Source organism: Streptomyces sp. NPDC006261 (assembly GCF_040613515.1).
Classification (GTDB): domain Bacteria; phylum Actinomycetota; class Actinomycetes; order Streptomycetales; family Streptomycetaceae; genus Streptomyces.
This window is the reverse complement of the sequence record NZ_JBEXSI010000062.1, coordinates 15,848-37,882: the sequence shown is the minus strand read 5'-3', so window position 1 is coordinate 37,882 and position 22,035 is coordinate 15,848. Positions and strand designations below refer to the sequence as shown.

Here is a 22,035-nt window from a genome sequence, read left to right as displayed (position 1 = left end):
GGGCCAGGCCGAAGCCCTTGACGTGATGCTCAAGGACGAGGCCCCTATGGGGGCTGCCGGGGCTCTGTCGTCCCCCGTGTGGGTGCTACTTGTTGCGGCCTCGCTTCTCGCGGACGCGGACCGAGATGTGGATCGGGGTGCCCTCGAAGCCGAACTCCTCGCGCAGCCGGCGCTCGACGAAGCGACGGTAGCCGTGCTCCAGGAAGCCGGAGGCGAACAGCACGAACCGCGGCGGCTTGGTGCCCGCCTGGGTGCCGAACAGGATGCGCGGCTGCTTGCCGCCCCGGATCGGGTGCGGGTGGGAGGCGACGATCTCGCCGAGGAAGGCGTTCAGCCGGCCGGTGGGGACGCGGGTCTCCCAGCCCTCGATCGCGGTCTCGATCGCCGGGACGAGCTTCTCCATGTGCCGGCCGGTGAGGGCCGAGACGTTGACGCGGGGAGCCCAGGCGATCTGCGCGAGCTCCGTCTCGATCTCGCGCTCCAGGTAGTAGCGGCGCTCCTCGTCGAGGGTGTCCCACTTGTTGAAGGCGACGACGATGGCGCGCCCGGCGTCCACGGCCATGGTGATGATCCGCTGGTCCTGGACGCTGATGGACTCGCTGGAGTCGATCAGGATGACGGCGACCTCGGCCTTCTCCACGGCGGCGGCCGTACGGAGCGAGGCGTAGTAGTCCGCGCCCTCCTGGAGGTGGACGCGGCGGCGGATGCCCGCCGTGTCGATGAACTTCCAGGTGATGCCGCCCAGCTTGATCAGCTCGTCGACCGGGTCCCGGGTGGTGCCGGCCTGCTCGTTGACGACGACCCGGTCCTCGCCCGCCACCTTGTTCAGCAGGGAGGACTTGCCGACGTTCGGACGGCCGATCAGCGCGATGCGGCGGGGGCCGCCGAGTGTGGTGCCGAACTTCTGCTCCGGAGCGTCCGGGAGGGCTTCGAGGACGGCGTCCAGCATGTCGCCGGTGCCGCGGCCGTGCAGCGAGGAGACAGGGTAGGGCTCGCCGAGGCCGAGCGACCACAGGGCGGTGGCGTCGGCCTCGCCGCTCTGGCCGTCGACCTTGTTGGCGCAGAGCACGACGGGCTTGCCCGCCCGGCGCAGCAGCTTGACGACGGCCTCGTCGGTGTCGGTGGCACCGACGGTGGCGTCGACCACGAAGACGACGGCGTCGGCCGTCTCGATGGCGTACTCCGCCTGGGCGGCGACGGAGGCGTCGAGGCCCAGCACGTCCTGCTCCCAGCCGCCGGTGTCCATGACCTTGAAGCGGCGGCCCGCCCACTCGGCCTCGTAGCTGACGCGGTCGCGGGTGACGCCGGGCTTGTCCTGCACAACGGCCTCGCGGCGGCCGATGATCCGGTTCACCAGGGTCGACTTGCCGACATTGGGGCGGCCGACGACGGCGAGCACGGGGAGCGGGCCGTGACCGGCCTCACCGAGAGCGCCCTCGACCTCTTCGGGGTCGAAGCCCTCCTGCGCGGCGAGCTCCATGAACTCCGCGTACTCGGCATCGCCAAGTTCTCCGTGCTCGTGGTCCGAGCCGCCGGAGTGAATCTGGTCGTTCATGAAGTCCGTTCCTCTTTACATCATCATCGATGGACCGCGATCAGCGCGTCCACTACTCAAGTCAGGTCAAGTCTGGCCTATCGCCCGGTGAGGCGCTTGGCACTTTCCAGGTGGGCGGTGAGCTTCGCCTGGATCCGCAGGGTCGCCTCGTCCAGCGCCTTGCGGGTGCGCCGCCCGTCGCCGGCGCTCGCGTCGAACGCGTCACCGAAGACGACGTCGACCCGGCTGCGCAGCGGGGGCAGCCCTCGTATCAACCGTCCGCGGCGCTCCGTGCTTCCCAGGACCGCGACGGGGACGATGGGTGCCCCGCCGCGCACCGCGAAGTACGCGAGTCCGGCCCGCAGCGAGGCGAAGTCGCCCTCGCCCCGGGTGCCCTCCGGGAAGATCCCGAGCGCCCCGCCGTCCGCCAGGACGCCCAGCGCGTGGCTGATGGCGGTGCGGTCGACGCTCGTACGGTCCACCTCGATCTGGCCGATCCCGTGCAGGAACGGGTCGAGGGGGCCGACGAACGCCTCCTTCTTGATCAGGAAGTGCACCGGCCGGGGTGCGGTCCCCATCAGCATCGGTCCGTCGATGTTGTGGGAGTGGTTCACCGCGAGTATGACGGGTCCGGCGGCGGGCACACGCCACGCACCGAGCACGCGCGGCTTCCACAGCCCGTACATCAGGCCGATGCCGATCCCTCGCCCGACCGCGGCTCCGCGCAGTGTGGGCGCCCCCGTGGCGTCACTCACGCGGCGGTCCGCTTCTCCTCGACGAGGGTGACGACGCACTCGATGACCTGCTGGAGGGTGAGCTCGGTGGTGTCCACCTCGACGGCGTCGTCCGCCTTGGCCAGCGGTGAGGTCTTACGGCCGGAGTCGGCGGCGTCCCTCTTGATCAGGGCCTCGCGGGTGGCGGTGAGGTCGGAGCCCTTGACCTCACCGCTGCGACGGGCGGCGCGGGCCTCCGGGGAGGCGGTGAGGAAGATCTTCAGGTCGGCGTCGGGCAGCACGGTGGTGCCGATGTCGCGGCCCTCGACGACGATACCGCCCTCGGCGCCCGCGGCGATGGAGCGCTGAAGCTCGGTGATGATCGTGCGCACCTCGGGGACCGCGCTGACGGCGCTGACCTTCGAGGTGACCTCCTGGGTGCGGATCGGGCCCGAGGCGTCCTCGCCGTCGACGGTGATCGTCGGGCCGGTCGGGTCGGTGCCGGAGACGATCACCGGCTTGGCGGCCGCGGTCGCGATCTCGGCGGGGCTGTCCACGTCGATGCCGTTGGTCAGCATCCACCAGGTGATGGCCCGGTACTGCGCGCCCGTGTCCAGGTAGCTCAGGCCGAGCTTGGCGGCGACGGCCTTCGAGGTGCTCGACTTGCCGGTGCCCGAGGGCCCGTCGATGGCGACGATCACGGCGGAGCTTGCGGTTTCCACGGTGGTGGACACCTTCCTGGTACACGGGGTGGGGACGGACGGGCCTGGGGACGGCCTCGTACCAGGTTACCGAGTGCCGGGCGCGCCCTTGTACCCCGTACGGGGGAGGCTCCGTCCCCGCACGGGGGTGGCGCTGTCCGGCGTACGCGGCGGTGGTGCCGTCTCCGTACGGAGGGTGGCGCCGGGAGCCGCCCCCGTACGGGACTCAGCTGCGGACCGACCAGCCGCGCTCGGTCAGGGCCGCCGCGAGCACGGGGGCCGCGCTCGGTACGACCATGAGCTGGACCAGGCCCGCCTGCTGCCCGGTGGCGTGCTCGATGCGGACGTCCTCGATGTTCACCCCGGCCCGGCCCGCGTCGGCGAAGATCGAGGCGAGCTCGCCCGGCTTGTCGCCGATGAGGACGGCCACGGTCTCGTACGCGGCAGGGGCCGCGCCGTGCTTGCCGGGGACCCGGACGCGGCCCGCGTTGCCGCGGCGCAGGACGTCCTCGATGGCGTCGGTGCCCGCGCGCCGCTTCTCCTCGTCGGCGGAGTGCAGGCCGCGCAGCGCGGTCACCGTCTCCGCGAGGTCGGCGGCGACCCCGGCCAGCACGTCGGCGACCGGGCCGGGGTTGGCGGAGAGGATCTCCACCCACATCCGGGGGTCCGACGCGGCGATCCGGGTCACGTCGCGGATGCCCTGGCCGCACAGGCGTACGGCGGTCTCGTCGGCCTCCTCCAGCCGCGCGGCCACCATGGAGGAGATCAGCTGCGGCGTGTGGGAGACGAGGGCGACGGCCCGGTCGTGGGCGTCGGCGTCCATCACCACGGGGACGGCCCGGCAGAGCGCTACCAGCTCCAGGGCGAGGTTGAGGACCTCGGTGTCGGTGTCCCGGGTCGGGGTGAGCACCCAGGGGCGCCCCTCGAAGAGGTCGGCGGTGGCGGCGAGCGGCCCCGAGCGCTCCTTGCCCGCCATCGGGTGCGTACCGATGTACGGCGTGAGGTCGAGACCCATCGCCTCCAGCTCGCGGCGCGGGCCGCCCTTGACGCTGGCGACGTCCAGGTAGCCCCGGGCCACCCCGTCGCGCATGGCCCTGGCCAGGACGGTGGCGGTGTGGGCGGGCGGTACGGCGATGACCGCCAGGTCGACCCGTCCGGCGGGCGGCTCGTCGCTGCCGGCACCGAGGGCGGCCGCCGTGCGGGCCGACTCGGGGTCGTGGTCGACGAGGTGGACGTGGACGGAGCGGCCGGACAGCGCGAGGGCGGCGGAGGTGCCGACGAGCCCGGTTCCGATGACGAGGGCGGTTCTCACTGGGCGATGTCCTTGCGCAGGGCGGCGGTGGCGCCGAGGTAGACGTGGCTGATCTCCGCGCGCGAGAGGTAGGTCCCGACGTGGGCGAGGAGGCGGACGACGCGGGGCATGGCGCCCTCGATGTCCAGCTCCTGGGCGCAGATCAGGGGCACGTCGACGATCCCGAGGCCGCGCGCGGCGGCGGCCGGGAAGTCGCTGTGCAGGTCCGGGGTGGCGGTGAACCAGATGCTGATCAGGTCGTCGGCGACCAGCTCGTTGCGTTCCAGGACGGCTGTCAGCAGCTCACCGACCCGCTCGTCCATGTGCCCCGCCTCGTCCCGCTCCAGCTGGACGGCTCCTCGGACCGCTCGTACCGCCACGTCGTACTCCTTGTTCGTCCACTTCCGCGCTGCTCCCGATCACCCTAGAGGGGCGGTGCCTGGCTCGGTCACCGCGCTCTCTCCGTGAGACGGCGGGGAAAGGCTCCGGTGCCGGGCGGTGGCGTGGACCGCGAGGAGCATGCGCCAGATCCGGCCGGCGAGCTGCTCGGGCGTCGCGGTGACCTGCCCGTGCACCCAGTCGGCGAGGACCCCGGTGAAGATCCCGGCGACGGCGCTCGCGGTGAGGTCGTGTCCGGTGTCCGCCGGACGGCGGACGCGCAGCTCGCCGAGGCTGCGCTGCCGCAGCTCCCGGTGGAGCAGCTCGCCGAGCGGCCCGCCGCCGCCCTCGCGCAGCAGGCCGCGGTAGACGGGGGCCCGGGTGTGGACGGACGCGAGGAGGGCGGCGAGCGGGGCTGGGGGCGCGTCCGGGCCGGGCGGTGCGCCGTCCCAGGCGTGCAGGGCGTCGACCGCTTCGGTGACGACCTCGACGCAGGCGTCCACCGCGAGGGCGTGCAGGTCGTCGTAGTGGAGGTAGAAGGTGGCACGCCCGACGCCGGCCCCGCGGACCACCTGCGCCACGCTGACCTGTTCGAGTGGCCGGTGCTCGCAGGCGGCGAGCAGGGCGGCCCGGAGCTTGGCCCGGGTGCGTGCGGTGCGCGGGTCGGCGCTGCCGGCCGTTACTGCGGGTGTCATCGGCCCAGGATCTCAGCCCGCGAGCAGGACGGCTCCGAGGGCGAGTGCGGACGGCACCGCCTGGACGAAGAGGATCTTCCGGCTCACCGTGACGGCCCCGTAGACCCCGGCGACGATCAGGCAGCTCAGGAAGAAGATCTGCGCCTGGAAGGCGACGGGGTCGCTCGCGAGGAGACCCCAGACCAGACCGGCGGCCATGAAGCCGTTGTAGAGGCCCTGGTTGGCGGCGAGGGTGGCGCTCTCACGGGAGAAGGCCGGAGTCGTACCGAAGGCCTTGCGGCCGCGGCCGGTGTCCCAGAGGAACATCTCCAGGACGAGGAAGTAGGCGTGGATCAGCGCGACGAGCGCGACCAGGACCTGAGCTGCGATGTGCATGAGGGTGGGCCTCCCAGGGGCGATTTCCTGGACGACTGTACAGGAAGTGCTCTCGGCCCGCCCGGTTGCTTCACCTGCGCGCTCCCCAGCCACCACCATGGCCAGCACGGATCACCCCCCTCACGCCTCGACAGCTGGAGAGCCCATGAACGCACGGCGAAGGACGGTTCTGACCGCGGGCGCGGCGGGCGCCGCCGCTCTGATGACCGGCTGCGGATCGTCCGGCGACGAGAGCGGCGGAGGGGACACGAGCGGTACGCCGACGGCCTCGGACACGGCAACGCCCGGGACCTCCACCGACGCCTCGCCCGACGCCTCGCCCGGCGGTGAGGAGCTGGCCGCGACGGGCGCCATCCCGGTCGGCGGGGGCACGATCTTCAAGGAGCAGAAGGTGGTGGTGACCCAGCCGGAGGAGGGCGAGTTCAAGGCCTTCTCCGCCGTCTGCACACACGCCCAGTGCCTCGTCTCGACAGTCAGCGACGGCACCATCAACTGCCCCTGCCACGGCTCCAAGTTCTCCATCACGGACGCGGCGGTCGAGGCCGGCCCGGCGACCCGCCCGCTGCCGGCCGAGCGGATCACCGTCTCGGGCGGGGCGATCCGGCTGGGCTGAGCGGGGCCCGGCGGGGAGGAGCCGGGCGGCCCCAATTCGGGGGCGGGGCGGCCCGCCGCCCCCGTACCCTCGCCGCCATGACCACTCCCACCGACGAGGCTCTCGTACACGACCACACGGTCTACGCGTGTGTGATGGGTTCCCGCGCGTTCGGTCTGGCGACGGAGGACAGCGACACCGACCGGCGGGGCGTGTTCGTGGCCCCCACCCCGCTGTTCTGGCGCCTCACCAAGCCCCCGGCGCACATCGCGGGCCCCGCTCCCGAGCAGTTCTCCTGGGAGCTGGAGCGCTTCTGCGAGCTGGCGCTGCGGGCCAACCCGAACGTGCTGGAGTGCCTGCACTCCCCGCTGGTGGAGTACGTGGACGACACCGGCCGCGAACTCATCGCGCTTCGGGGGGCGTTCCTCTCCCGCCTGGCCCACGCCACGTTCGTCCGCTACGCGCTGGGCCAGCGGAAGAAGCTGGAGGCCGACGTACGGCAGTACGGGGAGCCCCGCTGGAAGCACGCGATGCACCTGCTGCGGCTGCTGGCGAGCGGCCGGGACCTGCTGCGCACCGGCGAGCTGCACATCGACGTCGGCGACGCGCGCGAGGAGCTGCTGGCGGTGAAGCGGGGCGAGGTGCCCTGGCCGGAGGTGGAGCGCCGGATGAACCGCCTGGCCGAGGAGAACGACGAGGCGGTGGACGCCTCACCGCTGCCGCCCGGGCCCGACCGCGCGGCGGTGGAGGACTTCCTGGTCCGGACCCGGCGGGCGTCAGCCCGGAGGCCCGGAGGCCGGTAGTCAGACTTCGGGGGTGCTCATCGCTCAGGCGTCCCAGAGCGCCGCCAGGGACAGCAGGTCGCTCCGGTACTCGATGCGCTCCGACCACTCCTTGGGCCACGCCCCCGCACCCAGGTGGGCCCCGGCGAAGGCGCCCGCCAGGCAGGCGATCGAGTCGGAGTCGCCCCGGGTGCAGGCGGCGCGGCGCAGGGCGGTGAGCGGGTCCTCGGGGAAGAGCAGGAAGCAGTGCAGGGCGGTGGCGAGGGCCTCCTCGGCGATCCAGCCGTCCCCGGTCCGCTCGCACGGGTCGGTCTCCGGTGACGGGTCGCGCAGGGCCTCCTGCAGGGCGGCCAGCGCGCCCTGGCACTCGTCCCAGCCGCGGCTGATGTACGCCTCGGGCGAGGTGTCCCCGGCGTGGCGCCACAGGTCGCCGAGCCAGCGGGTGTGGTAGCGGCCGCTGTTCTCGTACGCGTAGCTGCGCAGCCGGCCGATGAGGCCGAGCGGTTCGGCGCCCTGGGCCAGCAGGAAGACCGCGCGGGCGGTCAGGTCCGAGGCCGCCAGGGCGGTGGGGTGGCCGTGGGTGAGGGCGGCCTGCAGCTGGGCGGCGCCGGCGCGCTGCTCGTCGCTGAGGCCGGGGACGAGACCGATCGGCGCGACCCGCATGTTGGCGCCGCAGCCCTTGGAGCGTGTCTGGCTCGCCTCCTGCCAGACCGCGCTGGATTCGAGCAGGCGGCAGGCGGTGAGGCAGGTGTTGCCTGGAGCGCGGTTGTTGTCCGGTGAGTGGTACCAGGCGATGAACTCCCTGCGGACCGGATCCACCAGCCGCTCCGGCGTGAGCAGTCCGCTGTCCATGGCGGTGCGGATGCCCCGGCCCAGCGCGATCGTCATCTGGGTGTCGTCGGTGACGAAGGCGGGGGTCGGCAGGGCCATCCGCCGCCAGGGGCCGCACTTGGCGAGGATGGCGGGGACGTCGTTGAACTCGGTGGGGAAGCCCAGCGCGTCACCGAGCGCGAGCCCGGTCAGCGAGCCGGTGGCCGCCTGCTTGGTGAGCGTTCTGGTGGCGATGGTCATGGCGTTCGTCCTTCCGGGCGCGAGAGGGGTGGATCGGTGGGAGGCGGGCGCAGCAGGGGCGGGTGCAGGGACCTCGCTCCGCCCGCCCGGTACAGCGCGGCCGGTTTGCCCCGGCCCCCCGTACGGCGCGGCGGGCCGTCCACCGGCTGGACGAAGCCCGGCACGTTCAGAACCTTGCGCCGGAAGTTGGGGCGGTCCAGCTCGACGCCCCACACCGTCTCGTAGACCTGCTGGAGCTCCCCGAGGGTGAACTCGGCGGGGCAGAACTCGGTGGCCAGGCAGGTGTATTCGAGTTTGGCGCCGATCCGGTCGCGGGCGTCGGCGAGGATCCGGTCGTGGTCGAAGGCCAGCGGGCCCGCGGCGCCTGCGCCCCACCACCTCGCGCTCGCCGCGTCGCCGCCGCCGCGCGGTTCGGGCAGGTCCGGCAGGAGCGCCGCGTACGCGACGGAGACGACCCGCATCCTCGGGTCGCGGTCCGGGTCGGTGTAGGTGCGCAGCTGCTCCAGATGGAGGGCGCCCACCGCGTCCGGGCCGAGGCCGGTCTCCTCGGCCAGCTCGCGGCGGGCGGCCTCGTCGGCGGACTCGCGGGGCAGGACGAAGCCGCCCGGCAGCGCCCAGCGGCCCCGGAACGGGTCCTGACCGCGTTCGACCAGCAGCACGTGCAGCGCCCCGTCCCGGACGGTGAAGACCGCCAGGTCGACGGTGACCGCGAACGGCGGGAAGGCGTGCGGGTCGTACCCCTCGGGTACGCCGCTGCTCATCGCTTCTCCGGGAGCGGGGCGGCGAAGTCCCAGCCGGTGGCGAGGAGTGCGTCCACGGCGGCGACGGCGGCAGTGAGGCGGGCGTCGGGCGGGCCGGTGATCTCGGTGAAACGGCGGCCCGTGCGGGTGAGTTCGGCGCGCAAGCGGTCGGTCATCCAGGGGCGCAGCTCCTCGCCGTCCCGCAGCCCGTCGTCCTCGAAGGCGACGCCCTCGTGGTCGGTGAGAAGCCACAGGTGGTGGGCCGTCCGGTCGGCGATCTCCTCGACGAGCGGGTTGCGGCCGCCGACGTACCGCTCGTGCCAGACGGTGGTGGCGAAGGAGTCCGTGTCGCAGAAGAGCACCGGGGAGCCGGTGCGGGCGGCGGCCTCCTCCCGGTCGTTCTGGGCCTGCGCGATGAGCGGGAAGTCGTCGGTGGTGAAGGTGACGTCCTCCCAGGCGGCCCCGGGCCACCTCTCCCGCAGGGCGGCGAGCTTGTGCTCGCTGTACTCGCGCCCGTACTCCGCGACGTACCCCGTCCGTGCCCAGACCCCGCCGCGGGCCCGGTAGTGGCCGGTAAGGGCGCGCGCGAGGGTGGTGGTGCCGGTGGACTCGGCGCCGAGGACGACGACCCGGCGGGCGAGGGCGGCCCGCACGGGCGGCCGGAGGAAGTCCCAGCAGCCGACCGGGTCCTTGCGCACGGCGGTCCCGGAGACCGGGAAGAGGGTGCGGTCGGGATCGACGAGGACGGACGCGGCACCGAAGCGGCGGCCGAGCTCCTCCCCGTACGCCTCCGAGGTGAAGACCGCATCGACCCGCTCGGGCACGGCGGCGGTGAAGACCGCCATGTGCGCGTTCCAGACCGCCGGGTCGGTCACGTCCATGTGCGTGTCGTCGACCGCGCCCACCACCGTGACGTCCGGGTGGATCTCGCGCATCCAGCCGACCCGGTCCGCGAGCGGTACGGACTCCACGGAGGCGGCGCAGACCAGCACGGTCAGCCGTTCGCAGTGGTCCTGGGCTGACCGCACGAGGTGGTGGTGGCCCGCGTGCGGCGGGTAGAACTTGCCGAGGACGAGGCCGTGTTCGTAGCGCTTCACGCCGCGGCCACCTCCAGCGGGCGGGAGTCGCGGGCGGTCAGGTCGCGGTGCCAGTTACGCAGGCCGACGAGACACAGGGCGAGGAAGCCCGCGTACAGCAGCGAGGTCAGGTACAGCCCCTTGTGCGCGTACAGCGGGATGTAGACCACGTCCGCCGCGATCCACAGCCACCACGACTCCAGCCGCTTCCTGCACTGACCGTACGTCGCCATCAGTGACAGCGAGGTCGTCAGCGCGTCCCAGAACGGGACCGTGGAGTCGGTGGCCCGCGAGAGCAGCAGGGTGAGCCCTGCGGTCCCCACCACCCCCGCCGCGAGCAGCCAGGTCCATTCTGTGCGCGTGGTTCCGCGCACCGGCAGGGCCGAGGTCCCTGGTCCACCCCCGTGGGTCCAGGTCCACCAGCCGTACGCGGCGAGGGTGATGAAGACGATCTGGAGGCCGGCGTCGGCGTACAGGCCGGCCTGGGCGAACAGCAGGATGAAGAAGACGTTGTTGGCGATGCCGATCGGCCAGTTCGCGAGGTGCTGGCGGGCCACGAGCCACACGCACAGCGCCCCGCTGCCGAAGCCCAGAACCTCGGTCCAGCTGACCGGGGTGTCCAGGACGGTCACCAGGGGCTGTTGCAGGGGATCGAGTATGTCCGCGAGGCTCACGGGCCCGCCTCCTTTAATAGTCACTTTGACTATAAAGGGTGGACGGGGACAGCAGAAGGCCCGCGGCCGGTATCTGTCCGAACTTTCCGGACAGATACCGGCCGCGGGCCGTCGGTGGGAGCTGTCAGAGACCGACCTCGCGCATCAGCATGCCGACCTCGGTGTTGGTGAGGCGGCGCAGCCAGCCGGACTTCTGGTCGCCCAGCGGGATCGGCCCGAAGGACGTCCGTACGAGGCGCTCGACCGGGAAACCGGCCTCGGCCAGCATCCGGCGCACGATGTGCTTGCGGCCCTCGTGGAGGGTCACCTCGACCAGGTAGTTCTTGCCGGTGTTCTCGACCACGCGGAAGTGGTCGGCGCGGGCGTAGCCGTCCTCCAGCTGGATGCCGTCCTTGAGCCGCTTGCCGAGGTCACGCGGCAGGGGGCCCTGGATGGCGGCCAGGTAGGTCTTCTTCACGCCGTACTTGGGGTGCGTGAGGCGATGGGCCAGTTCACCGTGGTTGGTGAGCATGATGATGCCCTCCGTCTCGGTGTCCAGCCGGCCTACGTGGAACAGCCGCGTCTCGCGGTTGGTCACGTAGTCGCCGAGGCACTGGCGGCCGTCCGGGTCCTCCATCGAGGAGACGACGCCCGCGGGCTTGTTCAGCGCGAAGAACAGGTAGGACTGGGCGGCGACGGTCAGGCCGTCGACCTTGATCTCGTCCTTGTGCACATCGACGCGCTTGCCCTGCTCGACGACGATCTCGCCGTTGACCTCGACGCGGGACTGCTCGATCAGCTCCTCGCACGCGCGGCGCGAACCCATGCCGGCCCGGGCGAGGACCTTCTGCAGCCGCTCGCCCTCCTCCTCGGCGCCCGGGTGGGTCTTGGGGAGGTTGATCACGGGCTTGTTCGCGTACCGGTCGCGGTTGCGCTGCTCGATCTTGGCGTCCAGCTCGCGGGGGCGCGAGGGGGCGGCGCGACGGAAACCGCCACTGCGGCCGGAGCCGCCCTGTGCGGGCTTCGGACCGCCCTTGGCGCCGCCACGGGCCGCCGAGCCGCGGCCCTTGCGGGGGCCCTCCTGCTCGGTCCGGGCGCCGGGGGCATCGTTGCCCACGTCGTAGCGGCGCTCCTCGGGGCGGGGGCGGCGGGGGCGCTGCTCCTCGTCCCGCCCGCCCTGGTAGCTGCCACGCCCGTCCGGGGAGCCCGGACGACCGCCCTGGCCGCCGCCGCGTCCGCCCTGACCGGCGGGGCGCCCGCCCTGACCGCCGGAGGGCCGTCCGCCCTGACCGCCCGGACGACCGCCCGAGGCTCCGGGCCGTCCGCCCTGGCTGCTGCCGCCGCGTCCGCCGCCGCCCTGGCCGCCGGGACGGCCGCCCTGGCCGCCGCCGCCCTGACCCTGGCGGAAGGAGCCGCCGCCGCTGCGGCCGCCACTGCCCGCGCCGCCGCCGCTCCTGCCGCTGCCGCTGCCGCTGCCGCTTCCGCTGTTCCTGCCACTGCTTCGCATCAAAATTCCGTCTTGTCGTCTGCGTGAGTATCCGGGGTGTCCGGTGCGTCCGGATCGAACGACGGCACACCCTCTAGCGTCTCAGCCTCGATCGCGTCCGCCTCGGGGAGGAAGGGCGCGAGTTCCGGGAGCTCGTCCAGGCCGCGCAGGCCCATTCGCTCCAGAAAGTAGTTCGTCGTCCTGTACAGGATCGCACCTGTTTCGGGTTCCGCGCCCGCCTCGGCCACCAGGCCCCTCTGGAGGAGGGTCCGCATGACGCCGTCGCAGTTGACTCCGCGCACCGCCGAGACCCGCGAACGGCTTACCGGCTGCCGGTAGGCGACCACCGCCAGGGTCTCCAGCGCGGCCTGGGTCAGCCGGGCGTGCTGGCCGTCCAGGACGAAGCCCTCGACGGCCGACGCGTACTCGGGTCGGGTGTAGAAACGCCAGCCGCCCGCGACCAGCCGGAGGTCGAAGCCCCGGCGCTGCACGGTGTACTCGTCGGCCAGCTCCCGCAGCGCGTCCGCCACGGCTCTGCGGGGCCGCTGGAGCACCTTGGCCAGCTGGTCGACGGTGGCGGGCTCGTCGACGACCATGAGGACCGCCTCCAGGGCGGGCTTCAGGTCGAGCGAGGCGACGGCGCCCTCGTCGTCCTGTGCGGTGGGCTGCGCGCTCATTCCCTTACGTCCTCCTCCTGCTCGGCCGTCCCGTTCAGCTCCTGGTCGAACTCGTCCGTCACCACCGGCTCCGCGTCCGCCCCGCCGCACCAGGCCACCATCAGGTCGCCCAGCGCCTCGTCCTGGTCCAGGGTGACGGCCTTCTCCCGGTACAGCTCCAGCAGGGCCAGGAAGCGGGCGACCACGGTGAGGGTGTCGGGGGCGTCCTCGGTGAGCGTGCGGAAGCTCACCGCCGCCCCGGCCTCGCGCAGCCGCTCCACCACGATGCCCGCCTGCTCCCGCACGCTGACCAGCGGGGCGTGGATGTGGTCGACGTACACCTGGGGCTTCGGCTTCGGCTGCATCGCCTTGACCGCGAGCTTGGCGAACCCCTCGGGCCCGATGCTGATGACGACCTCGGGCAGCAGCTCCGCGTGGCGGTCCTCCAGGCCGACGGTGCGGGGGTGGCGGCGGGCCTCGGACTCCAGGCGGCCGCTGAAGATGTCCGCGATCTGCTTGTACGCGCGGTACTGGAGCAGCCGCGCGAAGAGCAGGTCCCGCGCCTCCAGGAGCGCCAGGTCCGCCTCGTCCTCCACCTCGGCGGCGGGCAGCAGCCGGGCGGCCTTCAGGTCCAGCAGGGTGGCGGCGACCACGAGGAACTCGGTGGTCTGGTCGAGGTCCCAGTCCGGGCCCATGGCGCGGATGTACGCCATGAACTCGTCGGTGACCTTCGAGAGCGCGACCTCGGTCACGTCCAGCTTGTGCCGGGAGATCAGCTGGAGGAGGAGGTCGAAGGGGCCCTCGAAGTTCACCAGCCGGACGGTGAAGCGCTTGTCGTCGGCTCCCGGCTCCGCCGGTACGGGCTCAGGCCCGGCCGGCGGTACGGGCTCAGGAGCGGCTCGTACGGGCTCCGGCTCCGTTTCCGGTACGGGAACGGCTTCCGGCTCCTGCCCGGGCTCCGGAGCCGTCTCCTCCGCCTCCGCAGGCGCCTCCGCGGGCGGCGGCGCCACCCGCGGCCCCCGCCCCAGGGCGCGGCGGCGCGGCGCGGCGGGGTCGGGGAGCGTGGGCATGGTGGTCCAGAGGTGGGGCGGGGCGCGGACGGGCCCCGCCGGTCGGCGGGTCCCGTCCGGCAGGCTACCGGCGCGGCGCCGGTCAGCGGCCGCGCAGCCGCCGTACGAGGATGCTCGCGTCGCCCCGGGACTCCAGGTCGGCGAGGACCACCGCCACTGCCTCACGGACGATGCGTCCGCGGTCGACGGCGAGGCCGTGTTCGCCGCGCAGGACGAGCCGGGCGTGTTCCAGGTCCATCAGCTCCTCGGCGGAGACGTAGACCGTGATCTTCTCGTCGTGGCGTTCACGGCCGCTGGGGCGCCGGTTGGCTCCGCGTCCACCGCCGCGCCTGCGCTGCTGCTGGACGGCCGGGGACTGCTCCGCCGGGGCGGCGGAAGCCGACCGGTCGCCGGACGGCGGAGCGGCAGCGGCGGCCTGGCGGTCGCCGTCACCGCCTCGGCCGCGAGCGTCATCCGCGTCGGCGGAGGCGTGCTCCTCACGGCTCCCGGCGGGAGCGCCGCCCTGGCCCGAGGGGTCGCTCTCCCCCGCCGGTGCGGGTACCCGGGGCTCGCCGTTCGCCTTGCGTCGCCGGTCCGCCGGGGAGGAGGACTGGAGACCCATCCCTCCCCCGGTGGTACGGAACAGTTCGTCGGCCCCCGGCAGACTCACTCGGCGTGACACCGGGCGAGCACCTCCCTGGCGAGCTGGCGATAGGCGGCGGCACCGACCGAGTTGGAGGCGTACGTGGTGATGGGCTCACCGGCGACCGTGGTCTCCGGGAAGCGGACCGTGCGCCCGATGACCGTGTGGTAGACGTGCTCGTCGAAGGCCTCGACGACGCGCGCCAGGACCTCGCGGCTGTGCACCGTACGGGAGTCGTACATGGTGGCGAGGATGCCGTCGAGCTCCAGCTCGGGGTTGAGCCGCTCCTGGACCTTCTCGATGGTCTCGGTGAGCAGTGCCACCCCGCGCAGCGCGAAGAACTCGCACTCCAGCGGCACTATGACCTTGTGCGCGGCCGTCAGGGCGTTCACGGTGAGCAGGCCGAGCGAGGGCTGACAGTCGATCACGATGTAGTCGTAGTCGGCCATCAGCGGCTTGAGGGCGCGCTGGAGCGTGGACTCGCGGGCCACCTCGCTGACGAGCTGCACCTCGGCGGCCGAGAGGTCGATGTTGCTCGGCAGCAGGTCCATGTTGGGGACGGCGGTCTTCAGCAGGACCTCGTCGGCCACCATGCCCCGCTCCATGAGCAGGTTGTAGACGGTGAGGTCGAGCTCCATCGGGTTGACCCCGAGGCCGACCGAGAGGGCACCCTGCGGGTCGAAGTCGACGAGCAGGACACGGCGTCCGTACTCGGCGAGCGCGGCACCCAGGTTGATGGTCGACGTGGTCTTGCCGACGCCGCCCTTCTGGTTGCACATCGCGATGATCTTCGCGGGGCCGTGCTCGGTCAGGGGGCCCGGGATCGGGAAGTACGGCAGGGGCCGTCCGGTCGGGCCGATGCGCTCGCGGCGCTGACGTGCGGCGTCGGGCGCGAGCGTGGCCGCGTACTCCGGATCGGGCTCGTACTCGGCGTCGGGGTCGTAGAAGTGCCCCTCGGGCACCTCGGCGAAGTCGGCGAAGCGGTCGGTGTTCCGGCCACTCTCGTTGCCGGCCGTGGCGTTCACGTGTAGGCCGTCCATCATCTGGGGGGCTGTCGTCATGTGCTGTTGGGTGGTGAAGGTGCGGACAGCGACGGAGCCGACAGCTTCGAGCCCGATCGGGCTCAGACCCCGTGCAGGCATCCCTGGTTGACCACCCCCGGGAGTAATTGTCGACTCATTCACAAGTCGTCTTACCTCCTTGGACGTGACCAGGAAACTTATCGATAGGTCAGCGTGGCACCATGCCGACGATTGGCGACTCTATGGCGTGTCACCGGTCCGCAGCAACACAATCCGCCGGACCCGGCCCGATGTGTCGGCAATCGAACGCCTCGCTGTCAAGGGTGCACAGCGACCAAGCCGCACATTTCGCCGCTGCACGAACCGGGTAAAGGGTTACGTTCGAGGCGAGTTACACAAGGGCCTCACAGGGCCCGATACACCTCCGGCCGGACCTTGCGCGGCAAGGTCCGGCCGGAGTCCCGATGTTGACGGGAGATGTTGACCCGTCAGCCGAGCAGGGTGCTCAGCTCGACGTGCGGGAGGTCGTGCGCCTCGGCCACCTCGCGGTAAACGACCTGGCCCTCATGGGTGTTGAGGCCCTTGGCGAGGGCGGCGTCGCGGCGCAGGGCGTCGGCCCAGCCGCGGTTCGCCAGCTCCACGATGTACGGCAGCGTGGCGTTGGTGAGCGCGTAGGTGGAGGTGTTCGGCACCGCGCCGGGCATGTTGGCGACGCAGTAGAAGACCGAGTCGTGGACCTGGAAGGTCGGCTCGGCGTGGGTGGTCGGGTGCGAGTCCTCGAAGCAGCCGCCCTGGTCGATCGCAATGTCGACAAGTACACTTCCGGGCTTCATCTTGGCGACGAGCTCGTTGGTGACCAGCTTCGGGGCCTTGGCTCCGGGGATCAGCACGGCACCGATGACGAGGTCGGCCTCGATGACGGCCTTCTCCAGCTCGAAGGCGTTGGAGACGACGGTCTGCACCTTGGTGCCGAAGATCTTGTCGGCCTCGCGCAGCTTGTTGATGTCGCGGTCGAGCAGCGTGACATGGAAGCCGAGGCCCACGGCGATCTGCGTGGCGTTCCAGCCGGAGACGCCGCCGCCGATGACGACGGCACGGCCGGCCTGGGTGCCGGGGACGCCGCCGGGGAGCACGCCGCGGCCGCCGACCGAGCGCATCAGGTGGTACGCGCCGACCTGCGGGGCGAGGCGGCCCGCGACCTCGGACATCGGGGCGAGCAGCGGGAGCGCGCGGCCCGCGGTCTCGACCGTCTCGTAGGCGATCGCGGTGGTGCCGGAGGCCAGCAGCGCGTCGGTGCACTCGCGGGAGGCGGCGAGGTGCAGGTAGGTGAAGAGGGTCTGGTCCTTGCGGAGGCGGTGGTACTCCTCGGCGACCGGCTCCTTGACCTTGAGCAGCAGGTCGGCGGCGGCCCAGACCTCGTCGGCGGTGCCCAGGATCTGCGCGCCCGCGGCGACGTACTCCTGGTCCGGGATGGACGAGCCGACGCCGGCGTCCTTCTCGATGACGACCTGGTGGCCGTGGCGGACGAGCTCATGCACTCCGGCGGGGGTGATCGCCACCCGGAACTCGTTGTTCTTGACTTCGCGGGGGATGCCGACCTTCACGTCGATCACGGTCCTTGGCTCGGAGGGTAATCCGGGCACGACAGAACAGACCCGGACATATACAGCATAAATGGAGACGCCACGGAGGAACGCGGCAGAGCCAGTCTAATGAAGGACTTCGCGCTGTCTAGCCTTACAAAGCATTAACTTTCTGTCGAAGCACTGCGGATTTCGTAGGCAGAACCCGCCTGGCCCAGCAATCTGTCGGCAGCGGCCCTGTGCAGCCGGGCCGCCGCCGGATCGCCGAGCCGGTCCAGAGTGTCGGCCAGCCGGAGCTGGAGCGCCGCCTGAAGCCGCACGTCATCGGCGCGACGGGCCAGCTCGGCCGCCTCCCGGCAGGTGTGCAGCGAGTCGTGCGGCCGCCCCGCGTACTCCTGCACCCGGGCCGCCTCGCTGAGCGCCCGTGCCTGGGCCGCCAGGTCGCCGAGCCTGCGGTGGCCCGCCGCGGCGGCCCGCCAGTTCCGCAGCGCCTCGCCGTACCGCCCGGCGTAGCTGTGGACGGCGCCGAGCCGCCCGTAGAGGCGTGCCTCGTCGGCCCGCTCCCCCTGGGTGAGGCGCTGGGCGAGCGCCCGGCCGTACCAGTCGGAGGCCCGGTGGTAGTCGCCCAGCTCGGCGTACGTACTGCCTACGGATTCCATCGCGCGGCCCGTCGCGTACAGGTCACCGGCAGCACGTCCGGCGTCCAGCGCGGCCCGGTAGCGGGTCAGGGCGTCCCGGGGGCGGCCGGTGCGGGCGTCCAGGTCGGCGAGGTTCAGCAGGGCCGCCGCCTGTTCGCGGGGCAGATCACGGCGGAGCGCCACGTCCAGGACCAGGCCGTGCAGCCCGTACAGCTCGGGGGCTGCGGCCTCGGTGCCCCGGTGCACGGCCAGCGCCCGCACCAGGGCGGCGACCAGGCGGCGGGCCAGGGTGTCCAGCTCGCCGTCGGCCACCGCGAGCCGGGCGGAGGCGAGCAGGGCGGGCCGCCGCAGCAGCAGCCAGACGCCCGCCTCCTCCGCGCTGGGGAAGCGCAGGGAGCGGGGCAGCCCGGCGAGCTTGCGGTGGGCGGTGCTCCCCTCCGCCTCGGTGACCGCCCGGCAGGCCTGGAGCCGGCGCACGGTCCGCTCCAGCATCCGGGCGCGGGCCAGCTGGATCTCGGCCGGGCGGTCCCGGTCCTCCAGGAGGGCCCGCAGCATCGGGGCGAGGCAGCCGGGCACCCCGTACTGCGGGTGGGCGGCGCCGTCCGTCCGCAGCAGCCCGAGCTTCACGAAGTCGTCCAGCGTCGACTGGGCGGCCGAGACCGAGCAGCCGGCCAGCGCCGAGGCGGTGTGTGCGTCGGCGAGCCCGGCGGGCGCGAGGGCGAGGAGGCGCAGTATCCGGGCGGCGGCCTGCGGCAGGGAGTCGTGGACGAGCCGGAAGGCGCGGGCCAGCGGACGGGCCCCGGCGGGCTGCTGGTCGCCGGAGTCGGGGAGTTCGTGGAGCTGCTTGGTGACGTCGGCGACGGAGGCCATGGGGTGGGCGGCGAGCCAGCCGCCGATCAGGGCGAGCGCGGCCGGCTGCCCGCCGCACTCCTGGGAGAGGCTCTCGGCGGTGCGCGGGTCGACGGTGATGCGGACCTGGCCGATGGCGCGGGCGAGCAGCTGTACGGCGGCGCCCGCCTCCAGGCCTCCGAGGGTGCAGGGCCGGACGTCGGGGATGCCGGTCAGCGGGCCGGTCGCGACGGCGACGACCAGGCAGTCCGGGTTATCCGGGAGCAGCGGGTCGACCTGTTCGGCGTCGGCCGCGTCGTCGAGCAACAGGACCAGACGGCGTACGGCGAGGGCCTCGCGGACCATCTCGGAGAGCTCGTCCTGGTCGGCGCCGGGCGGGGCGGCGAGACCGAGCAGACCCAGGATCTCGCCGGCGGTGCGTTCGGTGGGGACCCGCTCGCCGCCGGGCTCGGTGAGGCCGACCCGGAGCACCCCGTCGGGGTAGTCGCCGGAGCCCGTACCGCGAACGGCCCAGGGCAGGGCGCCCGTTCCGGTTACAGGTCCCGACGCGTCGGCCGGGGCCGTGCCCGTACCGGTGAGGGCGCCCGCGAGTTCGGCGGCGAGTGCGCTGCGGCCGGAGCCGGGGCGGCCCGCGATGAGGAGGACCCGGGCGCGGGGGGTCTTGCGGCCGGCCAGGGTGTCCAGTCCCGCGCGTTCGATGTCCGCCCGCAGGGCCTTCAACTCGCGTTCCCGGCCGAAGAATCGGGGCGGGGCGGCGCCGGACGGCTCCTCGGTCCCCGCAGCCTCCGCCGGGCCGCTGGTGTCCACCGCCTGATCGGTCACGAGCCACGCTCCACTTCGCTGCACGCGATGCCCGCCGGAACTCCGGCGGGGCCTTTCGAGCGTAGTTCAGTGGTGGTATGGATCACTGCGGAGCGGGGCGGAGCCCAAGGGAACTTCCCCCGATCGGATCAGCATTTCTTACGATCGTCCGACCGGGAGTGCGGGACAGGCGGCGGACGGACCGTCAGACCTCGAACGGCCGGGCCGGCCAGGGCGCCTCGGCGGGCCGCAGCGAGTCGACGCCGTCGCCCGCGAGGACGGCGGTGAGCGCGAGGGCGCCGACGGCCAGGCAGTTGTTGTGCAGGTCCCCCGCGATCACCGAACGCACCAGCTCGGGCAGCGGGATACGGCCCTGCTCCATGTCGGCCTCCTCCTCGGAGACCGCGAAGCGCTCGCCCTCCACGTCGGAGAGACCGCGGGCGAGGAAGATCCGTACGGCCTCGTCGCAGCCGCCGGGCGTCGTGTAGACGTCGGTCAGCACCCGCCAGTCCTCGGCCTTGACGTGCGCCTCCTCGTACAGCTCGCGCTGGGCGGCGTGCAGAGGGTTCTCGCCGGGAACGTCCAGCAGTCCGGCGGGGATCTCCCAGAGCCGCTGGCGGACGGGGTGGCGGTACTGGCGTACGACGATGACCTGGTCGTCCTCGTCGACCGCGAGGATCGCGACGGAGCCGGGGTGGACCTGGTAGTCACGGCCGTGGACGGAGCCGTCGGGCATGACCACCTGGTCGGTGCGGACGCTGGTCTTGTTGCCGGTGAAGGGGGTGGTGGTCGCGGTGACCTGCCACTCCTCGGGCGTGTCCTGGATACCCATTGCGTCCTCCCACGTACCACGTACAAAACGAGAAACCGGGGCACGCATCGTCAAGGATCCGTACCCCGGTCAACCGTAATGCCTCGGAGCTACTCGCCCGCGCCGGTCTTGCGCGCGACGGCCGCCTTCACCAGACCGGCGAAGAGCGGGTGCGGGCGGGTGGGGCGGGAGCGGAGCTCGGGGTGGGCCTGGGTGGCGACCAGGTAGGGGTGGACCTCGCGCGGGTACTCGACGTACTCGACGAGCTTGTTGTCCGGGGAGGTGCCGGAGAAGACCAGTCCGGCCTTCTTCTCCAGCTCACCGCGGTAGGCGTTGTTGACCTCGTAGCGGTGGCGGTGGCGCTCCTCGACGTACGGCTCACCCGCGTACGCCTCACGCACCAGGGAGCCCTCGGCGAGCTTGGCCGGGTAGAGGCCGAGCCGCATGGTGCCGCCGAGGTCGCCCGCGCCCTCGACATACGCGAGCTGCTCCTCCATGGTCGAGATGACCGGGTGGGAGGTGGCGGCGTCGAACTCGGTGGAGTTGGCGTCGGGGATCTCGGCCAGCGAGCGGGCCGCCTCGATCACGATGCACTGCAGGCCCAGGCAGAGGCCCAGCAGCGGGACCTTGTTCTCACGGGCGTAGCGGATGGCGCCGACCTTGCCGTCGACACCGCGCTCGCCGAAGCCGCCGGGGATGCAGATCGCGTCGACGTCGCGCAGCTGCTCGGCAGCACCGGCGGCGGTGCGGCAGTCGTCGGAGGTGACCCACTTGATGGTGACCCGGGCTTTGTTGGCGAAGCCGCCGGCGCGGATGGCCTCGATGACCGAGAGGTAGGCGTCGGGCAGGTCGATGTACTTGCCGACCAGGGCGACGGTGACCTCGTGGTCGGGGTTGTGGACGCGGTCCAGGAGGTCGTCCCAGGTGGTCCAGTCGACATCGCGGAAGGGCAGGTCGAGCTTGCGGACGACATAGGCGTCCAGACCCTCGGTGTGGAGCACCTTGGGGATGTCGTAGATCGACTTGGCGTCGATCGCGGCGACGACCGCGGCCTCGTCGACGTCACACATCAGCGAGATCTTGCGCTTGATGGAGGTCGGGACCTCACGGTCGGCGCGCAGCACGATGGCGTCCGGCTGGATGCCGATGTTGCGCAGGGCGGCGACCGAGTGCTGGGTCGGCTTGGTCTTCAGCTCGCCGGAAGGACCGATGTAGGGCAGCAGCGAGATGTGCACGACGAAGACGTTGTCGCGGCCGACCTCGTGGCGGACCTGGCGGACGGTCTCCAGGAACGGCAGCGACTCGATGTCGCCGACCGTGCCGCCGACCTCGGTGATGACGACGTCCACGTCGTCGGTGGCCATGCGGCGGATGCGGTGCTTGATCTCGTTGGTGATGTGCGGGATGACCTGGACGGTGTCGCCCAGATACTCCCCGCGCCGCTCCTTGGCGATGACCTGCGAGTACACCTGGCCGGTCGTCACGTTGGCGGAGCCGTCGAGGTCCACGTCGAGGAAACGCTCGTAGTGCCCGATGTCCAGGTCGGTCTCGGCGCCGTCGTTGGTGACGAACACCTCACCGTGCTGGAACGGGTTCATCGTGCCGGGGTCGACGTTGAGATAGGGGTCGAGCTTCTGCATCGTGACCCGCAGGCCACGCGCCTTCAGCAGGGCACCCAGGCTGGAGGCAGTCAGACCCTTGCCGAGGGAGGAGGCGACACCCCCGGTGACGAAGATGTGCTTGGTCGTCGTGGATGTGGGCTGCATAGCCAAAGGGGGCTCCCGTGGTCGCGGTTGTGAGGTGCGTACCGGCCGCCGAACCGGGGATTCCGGGGGCGCCGTCGCTGCGGTTCGGGGGCCTCGTGCGCTGTCGCGAACGACCACCGGTCCACGGGCT

At 72.3% G+C, this 22,035-nt stretch carries 22 protein-coding genes; 2 read left to right on the top strand and 20 right to left on the bottom strand.

What is annotated here, in order from left to right; translation table 11 throughout:
• Nucleotides 1–85 precede the first annotated feature (85 nt).
• The 7 genes from der to ABZ154_RS29555 all read right to left on the bottom strand — a co-directional run bounded on the left by der (nt 86) and on the right by ABZ154_RS29555 (nt 5,687).
• A complete protein-coding gene (gene der / locus ABZ154_RS29585; RefSeq protein WP_356837435.1) occupies nt 86–1,555 on the bottom strand; it encodes a ribosome biogenesis GTPase Der in 1,470 nt (489 codons plus the stop codon).
• A 77-nt stretch (nt 1,556–1,632) separates the two neighbouring features.
• Nucleotides 1,633–2,289: a lysophospholipid acyltransferase family protein gene (locus ABZ154_RS29580; protein ID WP_356837434.1), complete on the bottom strand. Its 657-nt coding sequence runs from the start codon at nt 2,287–2,289 to the stop codon at nt 1,633–1,635.
• On the bottom strand, nt 2,286–2,981 hold the full coding sequence (cmk, locus tag ABZ154_RS29575) for a (d)CMP kinase (protein ID WP_356837433.1): 696 nt from the start codon (nt 2,979–2,981) through the stop codon (nt 2,286–2,288). Before cmk ends, ABZ154_RS29580 begins: the two co-directional genes overlap by 4 nt.
• Nucleotides 2,982–3,174: 193 nt before the next feature.
• Nucleotides 3,175–4,260: a prephenate dehydrogenase gene (locus ABZ154_RS29570; protein WP_356837432.1), complete on the bottom strand. Its 1,086-nt coding sequence runs from the start codon at nt 4,258–4,260 to the stop codon at nt 3,175–3,177.
• On the bottom strand, nt 4,257–4,619 hold the full coding sequence (aroH, locus tag ABZ154_RS29565; protein ID WP_356837431.1) for a chorismate mutase: 363 nt from the start codon (nt 4,617–4,619) through the stop codon (nt 4,257–4,259). The genes ABZ154_RS29570 and aroH overlap by 4 nt, the downstream gene beginning before the upstream one ends.
• Before the next feature lie 39 nt (nt 4,620–4,658).
• Nucleotides 4,659–5,312 (bottom strand): TetR/AcrR family transcriptional regulator, encoded by a 654-nt coding sequence (locus ABZ154_RS29560; RefSeq protein ID WP_356837430.1) that lies wholly within the window; start codon nt 5,310–5,312, stop codon nt 4,659–4,661.
• A 12-nt stretch (nt 5,313–5,324) separates the two neighbouring features.
• On the bottom strand, nt 5,325–5,687 hold the full coding sequence (locus tag ABZ154_RS29555; RefSeq protein WP_356837429.1) for a DUF1304 domain-containing protein: 363 nt from the start codon (nt 5,685–5,687) through the stop codon (nt 5,325–5,327).
• A 145-nt stretch (nt 5,688–5,832) separates the two neighbouring features.
• On the opposite strand from ABZ154_RS29555, the gene ABZ154_RS29550 reads away from it, so the two are divergent.
• Together ABZ154_RS29550 and ABZ154_RS29545 are read left to right on the top strand one after the other, a co-directional pair.
• Nucleotides 5,833–6,300 carry a Rieske (2Fe-2S) protein gene (locus ABZ154_RS29550; RefSeq protein ID WP_356837428.1) on the top strand — a complete coding sequence of 156 codons (468 nt, stop codon included), beginning with the start codon at nt 5,833–5,835 and terminating at the stop codon, nt 6,298–6,300.
• Between the two features lie 77 nt (nt 6,301–6,377).
• Nucleotides 6,378–7,082 (top strand): nucleotidyltransferase domain-containing protein, encoded by a 705-nt coding sequence (locus ABZ154_RS29545; protein WP_356837427.1) that lies wholly within the window; start codon nt 6,378–6,380, stop codon nt 7,080–7,082.
• A gap of 24 nt (nt 7,083–7,106) precedes the next feature.
• Here ABZ154_RS29545 and ABZ154_RS29540 read toward each other — a convergent pair whose 3' ends face one another.
• From ABZ154_RS29540 to ABZ154_RS29480, 13 genes are all read right to left on the bottom strand, one after another.
• The gene (locus ABZ154_RS29540) at nt 7,107–8,132 is read right to left on the bottom strand and encodes an ADP-ribosylglycohydrolase family protein (RefSeq protein ID WP_356837426.1); all 1,026 of its coding nucleotides are present in this window, start codon (nt 8,130–8,132) and stop codon (nt 7,107–7,109) included.
• A complete protein-coding gene (locus ABZ154_RS29535) occupies nt 8,129–8,893 on the bottom strand; it encodes an NUDIX domain-containing protein (protein WP_356837425.1) in 765 nt (254 codons plus the stop codon). Before ABZ154_RS29535 ends, ABZ154_RS29540 begins: the two co-directional genes overlap by 4 nt.
• Nucleotides 8,890–9,969, bottom strand: a complete 1,080-nt coding sequence (locus tag ABZ154_RS29530) for an AAA family ATPase (RefSeq protein ID WP_356837424.1) — start codon at nt 9,967–9,969, stop codon at nt 8,890–8,892. The genes ABZ154_RS29535 and ABZ154_RS29530 overlap by 4 nt, the downstream gene beginning before the upstream one ends.
• The gene (gene pnuC / locus ABZ154_RS29525; RefSeq protein ID WP_356837423.1) at nt 9,966–10,622 is read right to left on the bottom strand and encodes a nicotinamide riboside transporter PnuC; all 657 of its coding nucleotides are present in this window, start codon (nt 10,620–10,622) and stop codon (nt 9,966–9,968) included. Before pnuC ends, ABZ154_RS29530 begins: the two co-directional genes overlap by 4 nt.
• A 124-nt stretch (nt 10,623–10,746) precedes the next feature.
• A complete protein-coding gene (locus tag ABZ154_RS29520; protein ID WP_356837422.1) occupies nt 10,747–12,108 on the bottom strand; it encodes a pseudouridine synthase in 1,362 nt (453 codons plus the stop codon).
• A complete protein-coding gene (gene scpB, locus ABZ154_RS29515) occupies nt 12,108–12,764 on the bottom strand; it encodes an SMC-Scp complex subunit ScpB (RefSeq protein ID WP_356837421.1) in 657 nt (218 codons plus the stop codon). Before scpB ends, ABZ154_RS29520 begins: the two co-directional genes overlap by 1 nt.
• Nucleotides 12,761–13,813 (bottom strand): segregation/condensation protein A, encoded by a 1,053-nt coding sequence (locus ABZ154_RS29510; protein ID WP_356837420.1) that lies wholly within the window; start codon nt 13,811–13,813, stop codon nt 12,761–12,763. The genes scpB and ABZ154_RS29510 overlap by 4 nt, the downstream gene beginning before the upstream one ends.
• Before the next feature lie 82 nt (nt 13,814–13,895).
• Nucleotides 13,896–14,462, bottom strand: a complete 567-nt coding sequence (locus ABZ154_RS29505) for a hypothetical protein (RefSeq protein WP_356837439.1) — start codon at nt 14,460–14,462, stop codon at nt 13,896–13,898.
• On the bottom strand, nt 14,459–15,577 hold the full coding sequence (locus tag ABZ154_RS29500; protein WP_356837419.1) for a ParA family protein: 1,119 nt from the start codon (nt 15,575–15,577) through the stop codon (nt 14,459–14,461). The genes ABZ154_RS29505 and ABZ154_RS29500 overlap by 4 nt, the downstream gene beginning before the upstream one ends.
• Nucleotides 15,578–15,945: 368 nt before the next feature.
• Nucleotides 15,946–17,061 (bottom strand): alanine dehydrogenase, encoded by a 1,116-nt coding sequence (gene ald, locus ABZ154_RS29495; protein ID WP_356837438.1) that lies wholly within the window; start codon nt 17,059–17,061, stop codon nt 15,946–15,948.
• Nucleotides 17,062–17,204: 143 nt separating this feature from the next.
• Entirely contained in the window at nt 17,205–19,349 is a 2,145-nt protein-coding gene (locus ABZ154_RS29490) for a tetratricopeptide repeat protein (RefSeq protein WP_356837418.1), read from the bottom strand.
• A 184-nt stretch (nt 19,350–19,533) separates the two neighbouring features.
• Nucleotides 19,534–20,160, bottom strand: coding sequence for an NUDIX hydrolase (locus tag ABZ154_RS29485; RefSeq protein ID WP_356837417.1), 627 nt, complete (start codon nt 20,158–20,160; stop codon nt 19,534–19,536).
• Nucleotides 20,161–20,249: 89 nt separating this feature from the next.
• Nucleotides 20,250–21,905: a CTP synthase gene (locus ABZ154_RS29480; RefSeq protein WP_356837416.1), complete on the bottom strand. Its 1,656-nt coding sequence runs from the start codon at nt 21,903–21,905 to the stop codon at nt 20,250–20,252.
• Nucleotides 21,906–22,035 lie beyond the last annotated feature (130 nt).